The sequence below is a fragment of the Streptomyces sp. NBC_00203 genome, assembly GCF_045206325.1.
GTDB lineage: Bacteria > Actinomycetota > Actinomycetes > Streptomycetales > Streptomycetaceae > Streptomyces > Streptomyces lutosisoli.
Genome location: NZ_CP108126.1, coordinates 6702674 through 6719591, shown reverse-complemented (window position 1 = coordinate 6719591; position 16918 = coordinate 6702674). Strand labels below are relative to the sequence as shown.

The 16918-nt window shown below is 71.0% G+C and carries 16 protein-coding genes; 6 read left to right on the top strand and 10 right to left on the bottom strand.

Features of this window, described 5'->3' with window-relative positions; genetic code table 11:
- Positions 1 to 124: 124 nt before the first annotated feature.
- Both OG975_RS30210 and OG975_RS30205 read right to left on the bottom strand, forming a co-directional pair.
- Positions 125 to 1393, bottom strand: a complete 1269-nt coding sequence (locus OG975_RS30210) for an Ig-like domain-containing protein (RefSeq protein WP_406332522.1) — start codon at positions 1391 to 1393, stop codon at positions 125 to 127.
- Between the two features lie 209 nt (positions 1394 to 1602).
- On the bottom strand, positions 1603 to 1947 hold the full coding sequence (locus OG975_RS30205; protein ID WP_406332521.1) for a hypothetical protein: 345 nt from the start codon (positions 1945 to 1947) through the stop codon (positions 1603 to 1605).
- Positions 1948 to 2057: 110 nt separating this feature from the next.
- On the opposite strand from OG975_RS30205, the gene OG975_RS30200 reads away from it, so the two are divergent.
- Both OG975_RS30200 and OG975_RS30195 read left to right on the top strand, forming a co-directional pair.
- The gene (locus OG975_RS30200; protein WP_406332520.1) at positions 2058 to 2405 is read left to right on the top strand and encodes a hypothetical protein; all 348 of its coding nucleotides are present in this window, start codon (positions 2058 to 2060) and stop codon (positions 2403 to 2405) included.
- A 45-nt stretch (positions 2406 to 2450) separates the two neighbouring features.
- Positions 2451 to 3200: a DUF2625 family protein gene (locus OG975_RS30195; RefSeq protein ID WP_406332519.1), complete on the top strand. Its 750-nt coding sequence runs from the start codon at positions 2451 to 2453 to the stop codon at positions 3198 to 3200.
- 221 nt (positions 3201 to 3421) lie between these two features.
- On the opposite strand, the gene OG975_RS30190 is transcribed toward OG975_RS30195, so the two are convergent.
- From OG975_RS30190 to OG975_RS30170, 5 genes are all read right to left on the bottom strand, one after another.
- Positions 3422 to 5071 (bottom strand): DEAD/DEAH box helicase, encoded by a 1650-nt coding sequence (locus tag OG975_RS30190; RefSeq protein WP_406332518.1) that lies wholly within the window; start codon positions 5069 to 5071, stop codon positions 3422 to 3424.
- 137 nt (positions 5072 to 5208) lie between these two features.
- Positions 5209 to 5412, bottom strand: coding sequence for a cold-shock protein (locus tag OG975_RS30185; RefSeq protein ID WP_054234742.1), 204 nt, complete (start codon positions 5410 to 5412; stop codon positions 5209 to 5211).
- A gap of 193 nt (positions 5413 to 5605) precedes the next feature.
- Positions 5606 to 7144 (bottom strand): histidine ammonia-lyase, encoded by a 1539-nt coding sequence (gene hutH, locus OG975_RS30180; protein WP_406336533.1) that lies wholly within the window; start codon positions 7142 to 7144, stop codon positions 5606 to 5608.
- A gap of 113 nt (positions 7145 to 7257) precedes the next feature.
- Positions 7258 to 8409: a diguanylate cyclase domain-containing protein gene (locus OG975_RS30175; protein WP_406332517.1), complete on the bottom strand. Its 1152-nt coding sequence runs from the start codon at positions 8407 to 8409 to the stop codon at positions 7258 to 7260.
- 327 nt (positions 8410 to 8736) lie between these two features.
- The gene (locus OG975_RS30170) at positions 8737 to 9543 is read right to left on the bottom strand and encodes an enoyl-CoA hydratase/isomerase family protein (RefSeq protein ID WP_406332516.1); all 807 of its coding nucleotides are present in this window, start codon (positions 9541 to 9543) and stop codon (positions 8737 to 8739) included.
- Between the two features lie 213 nt (positions 9544 to 9756).
- Between OG975_RS30170 and OG975_RS30165 the strand changes: the two genes are divergently transcribed.
- Entirely contained in the window at positions 9757 to 10701 is a 945-nt protein-coding gene (locus tag OG975_RS30165) for a hypothetical protein (RefSeq protein WP_406332515.1), read from the top strand.
- A gap of 50 nt (positions 10702 to 10751) precedes the next feature.
- Here OG975_RS30165 and OG975_RS30160 read toward each other — a convergent pair whose 3' ends face one another.
- Both OG975_RS30160 and OG975_RS30155 read right to left on the bottom strand, forming a co-directional pair.
- Positions 10752 to 11834 carry an adenylate/guanylate cyclase domain-containing protein gene (locus OG975_RS30160; RefSeq protein WP_406336532.1) on the bottom strand — a complete coding sequence of 361 codons (1083 nt, stop codon included), beginning with the start codon at positions 11832 to 11834 and terminating at the stop codon, positions 10752 to 10754.
- 688 nt (positions 11835 to 12522) lie between these two features.
- Positions 12523 to 13389: a biotin--[acetyl-CoA-carboxylase] ligase gene (locus OG975_RS30155; protein WP_406332514.1), complete on the bottom strand. Its 867-nt coding sequence runs from the start codon at positions 13387 to 13389 to the stop codon at positions 12523 to 12525.
- Positions 13390 to 13538: 149 nt separating this feature from the next.
- On the opposite strand from OG975_RS30155, the gene OG975_RS30150 reads away from it, so the two are divergent.
- Complete coding sequence (locus OG975_RS30150; RefSeq protein WP_406332513.1) at positions 13539 to 15137, top strand: acyl-CoA carboxylase subunit beta; 1599 nt, start codon at positions 13539 to 13541, stop codon at positions 15135 to 15137.
- Positions 15138 to 15168: 31 nt separating this feature from the next.
- Positions 15169 to 15378: an acyl-CoA carboxylase epsilon subunit gene (locus OG975_RS30145; RefSeq protein WP_327431231.1), complete on the top strand. Its 210-nt coding sequence runs from the start codon at positions 15169 to 15171 to the stop codon at positions 15376 to 15378.
- Positions 15379 to 15430: 52 nt separating this feature from the next.
- Here the strand turns inward: OG975_RS30145 and OG975_RS30140 are convergent, their stop codons facing one another.
- Complete coding sequence (locus tag OG975_RS30140; protein ID WP_406332512.1) at positions 15431 to 16564, bottom strand: SGNH/GDSL hydrolase family protein; 1134 nt, start codon at positions 16562 to 16564, stop codon at positions 15431 to 15433.
- A 164-nt stretch (positions 16565 to 16728) separates the two neighbouring features.
- Between OG975_RS30140 and mmpB the strand changes: the two genes are divergently transcribed.
- Positions 16729 to 16857, top strand: a complete 129-nt coding sequence (gene mmpB, locus OG975_RS30135; RefSeq protein ID WP_148010176.1) for a morphogenic membrane protein MmpB — start codon at positions 16729 to 16731, stop codon at positions 16855 to 16857.
- Positions 16858 to 16918: the final 61 nt, after the last annotated feature.

The window sequence follows — 16918 nt, the reverse complement described above, 5'->3', positions numbered from 1 at the left end:
CATAGCAATCCACACAAACGCGACGGCGGCGGCCCCCCGTGAAGGGGACCGCCGCCGTCGGAAGCGAGGCTGATGCGGGGGTGAAGCGGGGCTGATGCGGGGGTGAAGCCGGACTGATGCGGGATCAGACCTCCGAACCGGCCTTCCATGCCGCCCAGTCCAGGTTCCAGCCGTTGAGGCCGTTGTCCGGAGCGATGGTCTTGTCGCCGGTGTTCTTGACGACCACGACGTCACCGATCAGCGAGTGGCTGTAGAACCACGCGGCAGGTGTGTTGGGGTCGTTGGCGCCCTTGGTGTCGGACAGGCCGACACAGCCGTGGCTGGTGTTCACCGCGCCGAAGATGGACTTCGCGCCCCAGTAGTTGCCGTGGATGAAGGTGCCGGAGTTCGACAGACGCATGGCGTGCGGTACGTCCTTGATGTCGTACTCGCCCTTGCCGTCGTCGTCGGTGAAGCCGACCGTCGCGCCGTTCATCCGGGTCTCCTTGAACTTCTCGGAGATCACCATCTGGCCCTCGTACGTCGTGTTCTCGGGCGAACCGGCGGAGATCGGGATGGTCTTGATGGTCTTGCCGTCCTGGGTGACCTTCATCGTCTTGGTCTTGGCGTCGATGATGGATACCTGGTTGCGGCCGATCTTGAAGGTGACCGTCTTCTGCTGCACGCCATAGACCCCGCTCGCGCCCTCGACACCGTCGAGGTTGAGCTTGAGGGTGACGGTGGAGCCGCCGGTCCAGTAGTCGTCGGGGCGGAAGTCCAGGCGGTTGGCGCTGAACCAGTGGCCGACGACCTCCTGGCCGCTGGTGGAGGAGACGGTGATCCCCTTCTGCACGGCGGCCTTGTTGGTGATCGCCTTGTCGAAGTTGATCGAGACCGGCATGCCGACGCCGACGGTGGAGCCGTCCTCCGGCGTGAAATTGCCTATGAAGCTGTTGGCCGGGGAGACCGTGGTGAACGAGGCGTTCTCGTGGGCGGTGCGGCCCGCGGAGTCGGTGGCCTCGGCGGCGACCTTGTACGTGGTGGCGCGGTCGAGCTGGGCGGAGGGCTTCCAGCTCTTCTTGTCGGCGGATATCTGACCGGCGACGGCGGTGCCGGCCGCGGTCTTCATGCTGACGGACGTGAGCGTGCCCTTGCTCACGGTGACCGCCGCGGCGTTGTTGATGGAGGCGTTGTCGGAGCCGTCCTTGGGCGTGATCTTGATCTGGGCCTCGGAGGCCTTCTTGGCCGCGGCCTCGTCGACCTTGGCCTGCGACGTGCTGTCGCCGCCGTCCGAGCCACTGGCCTTGGCGTCGCCTCCGCTGCACGCAGAGAGCACCAGCACCCCGCCGAGCAGTGCGGACGCGGCCATCAGGCCCTTGCGCCGCTTACTGTCCGTCATCACACGCTTCTCCATCGTCGCCGAATCCCCAAAAGAGCACGAGAGCCCCGTAAGAACAATCAACGCTACGACCGTTTCGTCCCGTTCCACATCCCTTGGATGTGTGGGGCACACCACGTCCAGACAGGTGGACCGAGCGGTGCGGAGGTGGTCAGTGCGTCTCCTGAGACGACGAAACCCCGGACGGAGGTTGCCGCCCGGGGTCACGATTCCCCCAAGCCGCGTCAGCCGAGTACGTCTTCCTCGTCGTCCTCGTCAGCATCATCCTCGTCGAGATCCCAATCCGGCGAATCGGGGTCGTAGTCAATGGGCTCGCTGCTCCAGGAGGCCTGCGCGAGCTCGATCCCCGGCACCTCGCTGACCAGGTCGAACGGATCGACGAGATAGGCGAGAGCCTCGGCAGTGTCTTCCGTCACTGCATTCTCGGCGTGCGTCCGTTCGTCGACGGGCATGCCCGTGTCGTCGGCGATCCGGCGCAGCGCGGCCTTGGTGACGGAGTCGGCGTCGTCGACTTCCAGCACCAGTTCGACACGAAGCCGTACAAACTGTGATGTCTCAGGAGTACTCATGGGACGGAGCGTACGACCCACAGGTTGCGCGACTTTCCCACGACCCGCGCCTTTCATTAGCATCGCCCCACACGGCCAATTCGCCAGCGCCACAAGGGGATCGATATTTCGTGTCCGCCGCACGTCGATCGTTGTTGACCGCCACCGCAGCGGGGACCCTCCTGGGGGCCCTGTGGTTCGTCCCGAGCGCCAACGCGACCCAGGACGAACCCAGCCCGAGCGTCTCGGCGTCGACTTCCACGACCACCGCGAATACCTCGACTTCCGGGACGACGACCACCAACGCGGTCCAGGCGTCAACGGAGTCGAGCACGGAGTCGGGTGGCGATGACACTCAGCTCGCTGACACCGGAAGCGTCGACACGACGCCGTACGTCGTCGGCGGCACCCTCTTCCTCGGCCTGGGCGCAGGGTTCGTGACCTATTCGGTGCGCCGGGAGCGCACGATGGCCTACTGAGGTCGGTACGCCCGACCCGGAATACCCAGAATCCACGGGGAACCCATGCGTGACCTGACCGAGCTGACCGATGTCGAGGAACCTGCCTGGCCGCTGCTGTCCGAGGCACTCGCCTCCAGCGGGGTGTCCATGGAGGTGCTGCCCGGCGACCCGGCCCAGGGCCGCTCGACCCTGCACCAGCTGCAGATCACCGCGCGCTCCTGGCTGGGCGGCATGGTGCTCAACTGCGGTGGGGTGGTGCTGGACAGCGGGTGGCTGCGGATCTACGGCAGCCCGGGCGCCGGTGTGCCGACGGGGCTGCCGGGCGGGGTGACGGGCCTGCCGAGCCTCGCCGAGGTCAACGGGTTCCCCGAGCGGCTCGATCCGGCCTGGCGGCCCTTCAACGGGCTTGTGGTCGGGCATGACGTGCTCGGCGGGGTCTTCGTGCTGAACGGGGCCGACCCCGAGGCGGCGGGCCGTCCCGGACGTCCTGGCGAGATGGTGTACTTCGCGCCGGACTCGCTGCGGTGGGATGCCCTTGAGGTGGGCCATGGAGCCTGGCTCAACTGGCTTCTCACCGAGGGTACGGAGGCGTTCTACGACACCCTGCGGTGGCCCGGGTGGCGGGGCGAGTCCGGTGCGCTGACGGGGAGGCAGGGGTTGTCGGTCGTGCCGTTCCTGTGGTCGGCGGAGGCTCGGCGGGACCTTCACTCGACGAGTCGGCGGGCGGTGCCGCTTGCGGAACTCCTGAGTCTGCACCGGGATTTCGCGTTGAAGCTGGACTCGGTGGATCCCGGGTTTTTCGGCAACCTGTGACGGGGCGGCCGTGATGGGTCGTTTGTTGGCCGCGGGTGATTCGTGGCTGGTCGCGCCCACGCGGCGGAGCCGCACATGTCACAGCCCCGCGCCCCTTATCGGGGCGCCACCGGCCCGTTGAGAGCCTGCGGGTCGTTTGTGGCTGGGCGCGCCCACGCGGCGGAGCCGCACATGTCGACGCCCCGCGCCCCTTACGGGGCGCGGGGCGTCTCCGGATCCGCTTAAGCCGCCCGGCGCCTGCGGCTCGCTGCGCCGGTGTCGCTGCGGCGGGCGTTGGTGCCGCCGGTGGTGCTGGAGCGGCGGGCCGCGGTGCCGCCGTTCGTCGTGGCGGCCGGGTTCGCGCCGCGACGGGACCGCTGCTGCTGACGGCCCTGGGACTCCGTGCCGCCGCCCGTGCCCGTGCCCGAGACCGATGGGCGCCTGGCGCCGCCGCCGGTCGCGCGGCGGGGCTTGCTGGTGCGCTTCGGCTGTTCGGCGGGCTGGGGGACCTCGATGACGACCGCGACGCCGGAGGGCTCGCGGGCGCCGGTGATGCGGGTGAGTTCCTCGTCACTGGACTTGACGCGGGCGGTGCGCGGGGTGATGCCGGCGTCCGCCATGAGGCGGGTCATCTCGCGCTTCTGCTCGGGCAGTACGAGGGTGACGACGCTGCCGGACTCACCGGCGCGGGCGGTACGGCCGCCGCGGTGCAGGTAGTCCTTGTGGTCGGTCGGCGGGTCGACGTTGACCACGAGGTCGAGGTCGTCGATGTGGATGCCGCGGGCCGCCACGTTGGTGGCCACCAGCGCGGTGACCTGACCGGTCTTGAACTGGTCGAGGGTGCGGTTGCGCTGCGGCTGGCTGCGCCCGCCGTGCAGCGCGGACGCCCGTACGCCGTTGGCGAGGAGCCGCTTGGTGAAGCGGTCGGCGCCGCGCTTGGTGTCGACGAAGAGGATGACGCGGCCGTCGCGGGCCGCGATCCGCAGGGCGACGGCCTTCTTGTCGGTCTCGTCGGCGACATGCAGCACGTGGTGCTCCATGGTGGTCACCGCGCCCGCGGAGGGGTCGACCGAGTGGACCACGGGGTCCGTCAGGAACATCCGCACGAGACGGTCGATGTTCTTGTCGAGCGTCGCCGAGAACAGCAGTCGCTGACCGCCCGGTTCGACCTGCTGGAGCAGCGCCACGACCTGCGGCATGAAGCCCATGTCGGCCATCTGGTCGGCCTCGTCGAGCACCGTGATCGCGACCTGGTCGAGGCGGCAGTCGCCCCGCTCGATGAGGTCCTTGAGCCGCCCGGGGGTGGCCACCAGCACCTCGGCGCCGCGGCGCAGCGTGCCGGACTGCCGGCTGATCGACATACCGCCGACGGCCGTGGCCACGCGCAGGTTCACGGCGGTCGCGTACGGCGTCAGCGCGTCGTTGACCTGCTGCGCGAGCTCACGGGTGGGGACCAGGACGAGGGCGAGCGGCGCCTTGGAGTCGGCGCGGCGGCCCGCGGTGCGCGCCAGCAGGGCGAGCCCGAAGGCGAGCGTCTTGCCGGAGCCGGTGCGGCCCCGGCCGAGAACGTCGCGCCCGGCAAGGGAGTTGGGCAGGGTCGCGCCCTGGATCGGGAAGGGCTCGGTGACACCCTGGGCGGCGAGGGTCTTCGTCAGCGCGGCGGGCATGTCCAGCGCGTCGAAGGACTCGACGGCGGGCAGCGCGGGCGTGATGGTCTCGGGCAGCGAGAACTCCTGCGGCGGCGCGACCTTGCGGGCACCGCCCTTGCCGGCGCCCCGGCCGGTGTTCCGGCCCGCGCTCCTCGCGGAGCCGCCGGTCTTCGCGGAGCCGCCGGTCTGGGCGCCGCGCGCGTTTGCCGGCCGCTTACGGACGGGACGTTCGGATCGAGTCATGCTGGATCTGGATTTCCTTCCTGGGCCCCACGGACTGCACGCACAGCGCTCACCACATTCATGAGCAGTCACAGCACGAGCCGGGGCCCGCACCCGAAGGTGCGGGGCCCCGGCTCTGGAAAAGCGCGTCCCCGAAATCAGGCGGGGATGATGTTCTCCGCCTGCAGGCCCTTCTGGCCCTGGGCGACGTCGAACGAGACCTTCTGGCCCTCCAGCAGCTCACGGAAGCCGGAGCTGGCGATGTTGGAGTAGTGGGCGAAGACGTCGGGGCCGCCGCCGTCCTGCTCGATGAAGCCGAAGCCCTTTTCCGCGTTGAACCACTTCACGGTGCCAGTAGCCATAGTTTTTCTCCTGAATAGGTGAGGGTCCCATCCGGAGATGCACCGGGAAAGCCGGAGATGCCGGTAAAACAAAACGCGCCTGCGGAGGATTCCGATCAGGCGCACAAAGTAAATGGGTACCAAAAACGTATCAATGAGACAGTAGCACACTCCGGGCCGCCGCTGTGACAGCGGCGGCCCGGAAGTGCTCCGGTCAGGCCAGCGGTCCGGTCACCGGCTCCACCGCCGCGACCACGTGGCCGCCGCGCACGAAGGCGTCCGCCGCCTCCAGGTCCGGGGAGAGGAAGCGGTCCGGGCCGGGGCCTTGGACGCCGGCCGCGCGGACGGCGTCGATGACCGCCTGCGACGCCGGGGCGGGGGTCAGGCCCTCGCGCAGCTCGATCGCGCGGGTGGCGGCGTACAGCTCGATGGCGACGATCCGGGTGAGGTTGTCCACGGCGGTACGCAGCTTGCGCGCGGCCGACCACCCCATCGACACGTGGTCCTCCTGCATCGCGGAGGAGGGGATGGAGTCCGCGGACGCCGGTACGGCGAGCCGCTTCATCTCGCTGACCAGCGCGGCCTGCGTGTACTGGGCGATCATCAGGCCCGAGTCGACGCCGGCGTCGTCCGCGAGGAACGGCGGCAGGCCGTGCGAGCGGTTCTTGTCGAGCAGCCGGTCGGTGCGGCGCTCGGCGATGGAGCCGAGGTCGGCGGCGGCGATGGCGAGGAAGTCGAGGACGTACGCGACCGGGGCGCCGTGGAAGTTGCCGTTGGACTCGACGCGGCCGTCGGGGAGGACGACCGGGTTGTCGACGGCGGAGGCGAGTTCGCGCTCGGCGACCGTGCGCGCGTGGGCGAGGGTGTCGCGGCCGGCGCCGGCGACCTGCGGGGCGCAGCGCACGGAGTAGGCGTCCTGGACGCGCGGGGCGCCGTCCTGGTGGTGCCCGGTGAGCTCCGAACCCTTCAGCACGGCCAGCATGTTGGCGGCCGCCGCTCCCTGCCCGGGGTGCGGGCGGATGGCGTGCAGCTCGGGGGCGAGGACCTTGTCCGTCCCGAGGAGGGCTTCGAGGGAGAGCGCGGCCGTCACATCGGCGGACTTGTAGAGCATCTCCAGGTCGGCGAGGGCCATGACCAGCATGCCGAGCATGCCGTCGGTGCCGTTGAGAAGGGCGAGGCCCTCCTTCTCGCGGAGCTCGACGGGCGCGATGCCGGCCTCGGCGAGCAGCTCGCCCGCGGGCCGTACGACACCGTCCGGACCCTCGGCATCGCCCTCGCCCATGAGCGTGAGCGCACAGTGGGACAGCGGCGCCAGGTCGCCGGAGCAGCCGAGGGAGCCGTACTCGTGGACGACCGGGGTGATCCCGGCGTTGAGGATGTCCGCCATGGTCTGCGCGACCTCGGGCCGCACGCCCGTGTGCCCCGAGCAGACGGTCTTGAGCCGCAGGAACATCAGCGCGCGGACAACCTCGCGCTCGACGCGCGGGCCCATCCCGGCGGCGTGCGAGCGGACGATGTTGCGCTGCAGCTGGGCGCGCAGCTCCGGGCTGATGTGCCGGCTCGCGAGCGCGCCGAAACCGGTGGAGACGCCGTAGACGGGCTCCGGCTTGGCCGCCAGCGCGTCCACGATCTCGCGGGCCGCGGCGAGGGCCGCCACCGCCTCGTCGGAGAGTTCGATCCGGGCGCCGTCGCGCGCCACGGCGAGAACGTCGGACGCGGTCACCCCGGACGTCCCCACCACCACAGTGTGCATATCCATATTCAGGAGCGTACGCAGTGAATTCGATGATGTCACTAGCGGGTGGCCGGTTTACCCCTTACTTCGACGTACGTCACACAGGGCGCCCCCTCCGCGTCCGACGTCCCTCACGGGCGGCGCTCATGCCGTCCCCGGAAGCGGCGGCGCTCCCCTTCCGTGGGCGACGGCGCGTCCGCGAGGCGTACGACCGGGTCGTCGGGGCCCTCGCGCCCGGCGACCACGGGCTTCGCCGCGCGCACGGCCTTGGCCCGGTACTGCGCGGCGTCGGCCAGCCGGAACAGCCGGCGGGCGGACCGCACGGGCCCGATCGGATCCTCGGTCGAGGCGACCCCGCACGCCACGCCTTCCCCCAGCTCCAACTCGGCGGCACGGCGGCAGAGTTCATCGGCGATACGGACGACCTCGTCCGCCGCCGGGCCCACCGCCAGCAGACAGAACTCGTCGCCGCCGAGGCGTGCGGCGAGGGTGCCCGGGAGCATGGCCCCGCACAGGGACAGCACCGACCCGAACCGTTCGAGCAGCCGATCACCCACCGCGTGCCCTTGGGTGTCGTTGACGCGCTTGAGCCCGTTGAGGTCGCAGACGACGAGACTGACGACGACCGCGTCCTCCTTGTGCCGCTCGACGGCCTCGTCGAGGCGCACGTCCACGGCACGCCGGTTGGCGAGCCCGGTGAGCGCGTCGGTGAACGCCAGCCGCCGCGCCTCCTCCAGCCGCTCGGTCTGGGCGATCCCGGCCGCGACCACGGAGGCGAGAACGGTCGCGAAGTCGGCGTCGCCCCGGTCGAAGACGGGAACGCCTGCCGGCCGGGCCACATACAGCTCGCCCCACGCACGACCGTGCAGCACGATCGGCGCGACGACACAGCAGCCGCGCCCGCGGCGGCGCAGCGCGGCGACACGCTGATGGCAGTACCCGGCGCCGCCTCCCGCCGGGCCGTCCGCCGTCTCCACCCAAGCGTTGGGCTCACCGCCGCCCGCCCACCGCTCGTGCAGAAACTCGGTGATCTCCGGGAACTGGTGCACCGGGTAGGCCTCCCCGTCGGGGAACTCGTCCTCGTCCGGGGCCCGCTCGCCGACATTGGCGAGCACCCGCAGCCGGCCCAGTTCGCGCTCCCACACGGAGAGCGCGGCGAAGCTTCCGGCCAGCGCATGGCACGCGCCGAGCGCGGCGGCCCGCCACGACTCGCGCGGGGTGTGCGCCGCCGCCATCCCCTGCGACAGCTCCACCACAGCCCTCAGCCGCCTGTCCTCACCCATCACTCCAGGCTAGGTAAAACTGTGGCATTTCGGGACATTGATGCGGCGAACAGGGGTCCGAGGCGGTGGTTCGGGTGAGGTTGCGTGTCGACTGCGGGTGAGTGGGGGCTGGCCGCGCAGTTCCCCGCGCCCCTAACGGCGCGGGGCTGCGCCCCGCGATCCCCCGCCCGCCCCGGGTTTTTAGGGGCGCGGGGAACTGCGCGAGCAACCCCCACCGGCCCGCAGCCGACTGTTGAGGGGCGCGGGGAACGGCGCAATCTTTCAGGGGGGTCTGGGGGCGCAGCCCCCAGGGATGGGACGGGTAGGGGCGGCGGGGGCGAGAAACGCCTACTCCCCCGGCCACCGCGGCACACGCTTCTCGTTGAACGCCGCCACACCCTCCGCCCGGTCCCCCGAGAAGGCCACGGAACGCCAGGCGGCATCCTCGACCTCAAGCCCCGCACGCAGATCGAGCCCCTGCCCAAGCCGCAGCGCACGCTTGGCCGCCCGCAACCCGACGGGCGAGTTCGCGGCGATGCGGGCACCGAGCGCGAGGGCTTCAGCCCGGTCCTCGCCCTCCGCCACCAGCTCGTCCACAAGGCCCAACTCCCGCGCCTCGGCGGCCTCCAGACGCCGCGCCGAGAAGATGAGCTCGGCCGCACGCGCGGCACCGACCCGGCGGGGCAGCAGCTGCGTACCGCCCCCACCGGGGATCACCCCGACGGACACCTCGGGCAGCCCGACGACCGCCGTACGGTCGGCCACGATCAGGTCGCACGACAGCGCCAGCTCGAACCCGCCGCCCAGCGCGAAGCCGTGCACGGCGGCGACGGTCGGCATCGGCAGCTCCAGGACACCGGTGTACGCGGCCCGCGCCACCGGCCGCTGCCGCACCAGGTCGGCGTCGGTGAAGGAGTTGCGCTCCTTCAGGTCGGCGCCGACGCAGAAGGCACGCTCGTGGGTGGAGGTCAGCACGACCACCCGTACGTCACGGTCGGCGGCGAGCGCCTCGCAGGCGGCGGCGATCGACCGGGCCATGTCCGTGGACACCGCGTTCATGGCCTTGGGCCGGTCGAGGGCGAGCTCCGCGACGTACTCGTGCCGCCGTACGGCGACGAACTCCCCGAACCGCCGCTCGTCCCCTTGCTCCGCCATGACACCCTCCCGATGACTGGTTAACGCGGGTTAACTTCCGACGCCTCCGATCATCGCAGCCGACGCCGCCCGACGAAACCCGTCCCCTCGCCCCGCACCTCCCCGTTCGGGTGACATCCCGCCCAACTCCGCTCCGCCACCCCCAAACCGCACATAACCTGCGCACCGCCACAACGCGTTCGGGGGGCGCGGGCACATTGGGGAGGGACGACCATGACGAACCGACAGACGACGCAGGCCACGAAGACCCGGCCGGAGCCGCGACGCACACCCCCAAGGGAGGCGTCGGCGGAGCCCAAGGCGGTGGACGGCACATGGGCGGATCTCATGACGACCGGCAACGACCGACTCGCCGGACCGACCGGCAGCGGCAGCGAGGGACTCGCCGCTCCGACCGGCGGGGGCGCATGGGCCGGCCCGGCGACGGAGGCGTCGCCGTCCACGAGCGGGGCAGCCGCCTACGACGGAGCGGCGAGGCGCCGCACACCGAGCAGGCCTGCGCCTACGCCCGCCACGTCCACCGAATCCGCCACATCCGCCACATCCGCCGAGCGCACTCCCGCAAGCGGTCCGGCCCCCGCTCCCCTCTGGCAGCGCCCGGTCAGGGGGCGGCATCGCAGGCCCCGGCCGCGGCGGGTGCTGTTCGCCGTGGGTGGACTCGCGCTCGCCGCCGGGGTGTTGAGCCTCGTACGGATGACGCCGGAGTCGATGATCGGGGGTGGGGGGAGCGCGGAGGCCGAGCCGACCGGGGCGACCGTCACGGACGCGGCCGGCGACGCCGTCACCACCGTCGAGGCCCTGCCCTCCGCCGCACATCCGGTGGCCGCCACGGCGACGGCGGTCATGGGCGGGGCCGGCTCGACGCCGACGCCGGGCGTGAGCCTCGCACCGACGTCGTCTCCGACGACCACGGGGCCCGCGTCGATCCCGTCGGCTCGCGGGAGCGCCCCCGCGGCCCCCGCACCGGACGCGACGGGCATTCCCACCGCTCCCATGGCCACGCCACCGCCCCCGGCCGCGACCACTCCCGCCGCGACGCAGCCCGCCCCCGGCGCGACCACCCACGCCCCGGCCCCGGGACCTGGCGCGCCGGGCGTGTGCGTACCGATCGTCGGGATCTGCGTGAACGACCTGACGGCGCCGCTGGGCTTCCGCTAGAGGGCTGGACGGATGGACGGCTGGAAAACCTGGGCAGACGGCAGGAAGACCTAGGCCTCGGCGTCCCTGCGGGCGAGCAGCCAGGGTTCGATCACGCCGAGGCCGCGGACCGGGCGCTGCCACATCGGCTGGAGGGCGAAGCGGTAGGAGGGCGGTTCCTCGCCCTCCTTCTCCGCGGCGGCCGCGGCTTCGGCGGCCTCCGCCTCGGAGGCGGGGGCGTCACCGGTGCGGATCAGCTCCTCCGCGAAGGCGCCGTCCACCAGGACCGCGTCGCGTGGCGCTATCGAGGTGAGGCGGCTCGCCAGGTTCACGGTCGTACCGAACACATCACCCATTCGAGTGGTCACCGTGCCGAAGGCGATGCCGACGCGCAGCTCCGGCATCGTCTCGTCGTTCGCCATGGTCTCGATGAGACGCAGCGCGATCTCGGCGGCGATACCGGCGTCGTCCGCCGAGTACAGGACCTCGTCGCCCAGGGTCTTGATGAGGCGGCCCCCGTGCGCGGCCACCAGGTCCGCCGCCGTGGTCTCGAAGGCCTCTACGAGTTCGCCGAGCTCCTCTTCCTCCATGCGGCGGGTCAGCCGCGTGAACCCGACCAGGTCCGCGAAGCCGACGGCGAGACGGCGGTCGACCATTTCGGCGTCGTCCGCCGCCTGTACGACGCGTCCGGTCGCGGCGGCGAGCTGGCGCCGCCAGACGTAGACGAGGAACTCCTCCAGCTCGGGCAGGAGCAGCTCGATCAGGGGGTACGTCACCTCGGTGCGCGTCATTCCCGGTTCCGGGGGCTCGGTCAGCCCCTCCAGGAACGAATCGATCTGCCACTCGGCCAGGCGGGCGGTGGTCTGGCCGGTGGAACGCGCCACCTGCACGGCCATGGCCTCGCTCAGCAGGCCCGCCTCGACGAGACCGGCGAGGCGGCGCAGGGCGAGGACGTCCGCTTCCGTCAGCGCCTTGGCCTGGCCGATGTCGGCGAAGCCCATGGCGCGCCAGAAGCGGGAGGCCAGTTCCATGGAGACGCCTGCGCTGCGGGCGGCCTGGAACGGGGTGTAGCGGCGTTCGGCGCCGAGGATGAGCCCTTCCAGGCGGAGTGCCAGGGGGTCTTCTTCGGAGTCCGGGTCGGGGTGTGCGTCCAGACGGGCGTTCGTGTCGTGCCGGGGGTCGGGGCGGCGTTCGTAACGGCTGTCCGGGCCGGGGTCGGACCGTACGTCCGGTCGGGTGGGGGTCTCGTCCGTGACCGACCCGGCGGTACGGGGCGACTCGCCGTCGGGGGCGGGGTGGGAACCCGTGTCGGAGCCGGTGTCGTCGACGGTCACGCCTGCTGCCCTTCCGATCTGCCGCGGTCAGGTATCGACCGCGGTCAACTCTACGGCAGGTGTGCGCTGGCTCACTCCTGACGCCTGCACCCGAGGCAACCAGGTTCTTTCGCCCCCGCCGCCCCTACCCGTCCCATCCCGTTCCTGGGGGCTGCGCCCCCAGCCCCCCAAAAGATTGCGCAGTTCCCCGCGCCCCTGAAGAGAGTCGTCTGCGGGACGGTGGGGGCTGGTCGCGCAGTTCCCCGCGCCCCTGAAGAGAGTCGTCTGCGGGACGGTGGGGGCTGGTCGCGCAGTTCCCCGCGCCCCTGAAGAGAGTCGTCTGCGGGACGGTGGGGGCTGGTCGCGCAGTTCCCCGCGCCCCTGAAGGCTCGGGGCTGCGCCCCTTCGCCCCCGGCCCGCCCCGGGTGCTTTTAGGGGCGCGGGGAACTGCGCGACCAGCCCCCACCCACCCGCAGCCAGAACACAACAGAACCGGGTCTGGGGCGGAGCCCCAGGAACGGGATGGGGGTTACGCCGGGCGGAGGTGGATCACGTCGCCCGCGCCCACCGGCTGCTGTACGCCCTCCTCCGTGGCGATGACCAGGCGCCCGGAACCGTCCACGGCCACCGCCTCCCCCGTGATGGACCCCCCGCCGGGCAGCTCGGCCCGGACAGCGCGGCCGAGCGTCGCGCACCCGGCGGCGTAGGTGTCCTGGAGGCCGGATGCGACGGGATCGCCCCCGGCGGCGCGCCAGCGCTCGTACCACTGCTCCAGGGAGCGGAGCACGGCACGCAGCACGGTGTCACGGTCAGTGGTCGCCGCCCCCGCGAGCGCCAGCGACCCCGCCCCGGGCACAGGGAGCTCGTCCTCGCGGAGCGTGACGTTGATGCCGATGCCGACCACCACCGCGTCGGTGCCCGCCCGCTCCGCGAGGATGCCGCCGGCCTTCCGTTCCTCCCCGCCCACGGTCACCAGCAGGTCATTGGGCCACTTGAGTGCCGTGTCGACGCCGGCGGCGCGCGAGAGCCCCGTCGCGACGGCCACGCCGGTGAGGAGCGGCAGCCAGCCCCAGCGCTCGACGGGGACCTGGGTCGGCTTGAGCAGGACGGAGAAGAAGAGGCCGGAGCGGGCGGGCGCCGTCCACTGGCGGTCCAGCCGGCCGCGCCCGGCGTTCTGTTCCTCGGCGACGAAGACGACGCCTTCGTCGGCGTTCTGCTCCGTGGCCAGGGCGACCAGGTCGGAGTTGGTGGACCCGGTGCGCTGCACCACGTCGACATCGCGCCAGAGCCCGTCCTCGCGGACCAGCGCCCTGCGCAAGGAGGCCGCGTTCAGCGGCGGACGGTCCAGGTCGGACCAGCGATTGTCGTTCGCGTCTGAAGCATCTCGCGGCGTCATGCAACCCACCCTAGGTGTGGTAAACGCCGCACTGCCGAACAGTAGGCACGCCACTACGCTACGGATGAGTAGCAAGCCCCCAGCAAGCCCCCCCCTTCTGAGCACCTCACCCTCACGTCCCCTTAGATCAGGCAGGGAGCCGCATCCCGATGTCCGAGCCGGAACAGCTGCAACACCCCGACATCCACACCACCGCGGGCAAGCTCGCGGACTTGCAGCGCCGCATCCAAGAAGCGACGCACGCCGGCTCGGAGCGCGCCGTCGAAAAGCAGCACGCCAAGGGCAAGTTGACGGCCCGTGAGCGCATCGAGCTGCTGATGGACGAAGGGTCCTTCGTCGAGTTCGACGAGTTCGCACAGCACCGGTCGACCGACTTCGGGCTGGAGAACAACCGCCCGTACGGCGACGGTGTCGTCACCGGCTACGGCACGGTCGACGGCCGCCCCGTCGCCGTGTTCTCGCAGGATTTCACCGTCTTCGGCGGCGCCCTCGGCGAGGTCTTCGGCCAGAAGATCATGAAGGTGATGGACTTCGCGCTGAAGACCGGCTGTCCGGTCATCGGTATCAACGACTCCGGTGGCGCCCGTATCCAGGAGGGCGTCAGCGCCCTCGGGATGTACGGGGAGATCTTCCGCCGGAACACCCATGCGTCCGGCGTGATTCCGCAGATCTCGCTCGTCGTCGGGCCCTGCGCGGGCGGCGCCGTGTACTCCCCCGCGATCACCGACTTCACGGTCATGGTCGACCAGACCTCGCACATGTTCATTACCGGCCCGGACGTCATCAAGACGGTCACCGGCGAGGACGTCGGCTTCGAGGAGCTGGGCGGGGCCAGGACCCACAACTCCGTCTCCGGCGTGGCGCATCACATGGCCGGGGACGAGAAGGACGCCATCGAGTACGTCAAGCAGTTGCTGTCGTACCTGCCGTCCAACAACCTCAGCGAGCCCCCGGTGTTCCCGGAGGAGGCGGACCTCACCCTCACCGACGAGGACCGCGAGCTGGACACGATCGTGCCGGACAGCGCGAACCAGCCGTACGACATGCACACGGTGATCGAACACATCCTGGACGACGCCGAGTTCTTCGAGACGCAGGCGCTGTTCGCGCCGAACATCCTCACCGGCTTCGGACGGGTCGAGGGTCACCCCGTCGGCATCGTCGCCAACCAGCCGATGCAGTTCGCCGGTTGCCTCGACATCGACGCCTCCGAGAAGGCGGCCCGCTTCGTGCGGACCTGCGACGCCTTCAACGTTCCCGTCATCACCTTCGTGGACGTGCCCGGCTTCCTCCCGGGCGTCGACCAGGAGCACACCGGCATCATCCGCCGCGGCGCCAAGCTGATCTACGCGTACGCCGAGGCCACCGTCCCCCTCATCACCGTCATCACCCGCAAGGCGTTCGGCGGCGCGTACGACGTCATGGGCTCCAAGCACCTCGGCGCCGACCTCAACCTGGCCTGGCCGACGGCCCAGATCGCGGTGATGGGCGCACAGGGCGCGGTGAACATCCTGCACCGCCGCACCATCGCGGCGACTCCTGCGGAGGACCAGGAGGCGACCCGGGCCCGGCTGATCCAGGAGTACGAGGACACGCTGCTGAACCCGTACACGGCGGCCGAGCGCGGCTACATCGACGGCGTGATCATGCCGTCCCAGACTCGCTCCCACGTCGTCCGGGGTCTGCGTCAGCTGCGTACGAAGCGGGAATCACTGCCTCCGAAGAAGCACGGCAACATCCCGCTGTAGACCCCTGTAGACCCGGATCCTGGGAGCAGACATGACGATCAAGGTCGTACGGGGCAATCCGACCCCGGAGGAGCTGGCCGCCGCACTGGCGGTGGTCAGGGCGCGCGCCGCGACGGCGGTCTCCACCCCGTCCGGCGCGCCGCACGAGCCGGACGCCTGGGCGGACCCGGCCAGGGTGGCCATGAGCCGCGTACCGGCCCCGGGCCCGAAGGCCTGGAGCCGCACGTACTGGCCCGGCTAGAGCAGTTCCGCTGAAACGGTTGCGCTGAAGCGGTTGCGCTGAAGCAGTCGCGCTAGAGCAGTTCCGCCAGGACTTCGGCCATCACCGCGTACCCCGAGTCGTTCGGGTGCAGGTGATCGCCGAAGTCGTACGCCGGGTGCAGCCGGTCCGGGTCTCCCGGATCGGCCAGCACGCGGTTGAGGTCCACCACGGCGTCCCACTCCCCCGAGCCGCGGATCCACTCGTTCACCTCGTGGCTCACCTTCGCCGCGTGCTCGCCCCCGTGGTCGGAGCCGCCGAAGGGCAGCAGGGTGGACCCGATCACGCGTAGCCCCCTCGCGCGCGCCTGCCGTATCAACTCCCGGTAGCCGTCGATGAGTTCATCGGCCTCCAGCACCGGCGCGGGCTTGTACGTCGGCTGTTCGTCCGTCTCGCTGAAGCCGATGTCGTTGAGGCCCTGGAGCACCACGAGCGTGTCCACGCCGGGGTGGTCGAGGACGTCGCGCCCTAGGCGGTGGACGCCCTTCTCGCCGTACCAGGCCGAGTCGTTGAGCAGCAGATTCCCGCCGATGCCCGTATTGAGCACGGGCCGCCCGGTGCGTTCGGCGAGCGCGTCGGACCAGCGGCGGTTCGCGCCCGGGGTCGAGCCGAAGCCGTCGGTGAGAGAGTCCCCGAAGAGCGCCACGGCGTCCGTACGGCCGCCCGTGTCGACCTCGACGGCCGAGAGGACGTACCAGGACTCGGTGGTCTCACCGAAGCCCCGCCCGTCGATGTCGTCGAGGCGGTTCCCCTCCCCCCGGTAGCTGGTCGCGAAGGCCTGCGCGTGGAAGGTCGCGGGCCCGGTGGCGGTGTCGAAGTGGAGGGTGACGGTCACCGACTCCAGGGATTCCAGGGCGAGTTCGACCGGGTCACTGACGACGAGCCCGCGCGCCGGGATCTCGGCATGGGCGGCCCCCTCGAAGGTGAGCCGCCGCACCGAGTCCGCCTCGACGGCAGCGCCTTCTCTCGTACGGGCCACGGTGGCGCCCGCGATCCGCAGCGGCGAGGTGCCGTACGTGTGGGAGAGCCGGACACGGAGCCGGTCGCCGCCCGCGGTGAGGCGGACGACCTGGCGCAGCGACTGGCGCCAGAAGCCCTCGCGCGACCAGTTGGGGGTGAAGCCTTCGCTGGGGAGCTGGGGCGATGCGGTCCAGGCGGTGGTGAACACGGCAGTTCCCTCCCTAAAAGGGACCAGGGTTCCTTTAGCTGACCTCATGACCGTAGCAGGCGCACGGGCACTAAAGAAACCTCAGACCCATTTACACGGGACGTACGCAAGTTGAGTACGCGTACTCAGGCGCGCGACCCCCTCGCCGCCGCACGATCGAAGACATGCTGTGGTCCGACCCGGAGAACGAGCCCCCCAAGGAACTCCGCGACATGCAGGACATGTTGCGGCGCCTGGGCGTTCTCATGGCGCTGGCCATGGTGCTCGCGATGATCGTGCTCGGCGTCATGTGAGCCGGTGGCACGTGTCGGGTGAACCGGCGGTACGACGGGGGCCGATCGGCGCCGATACCCT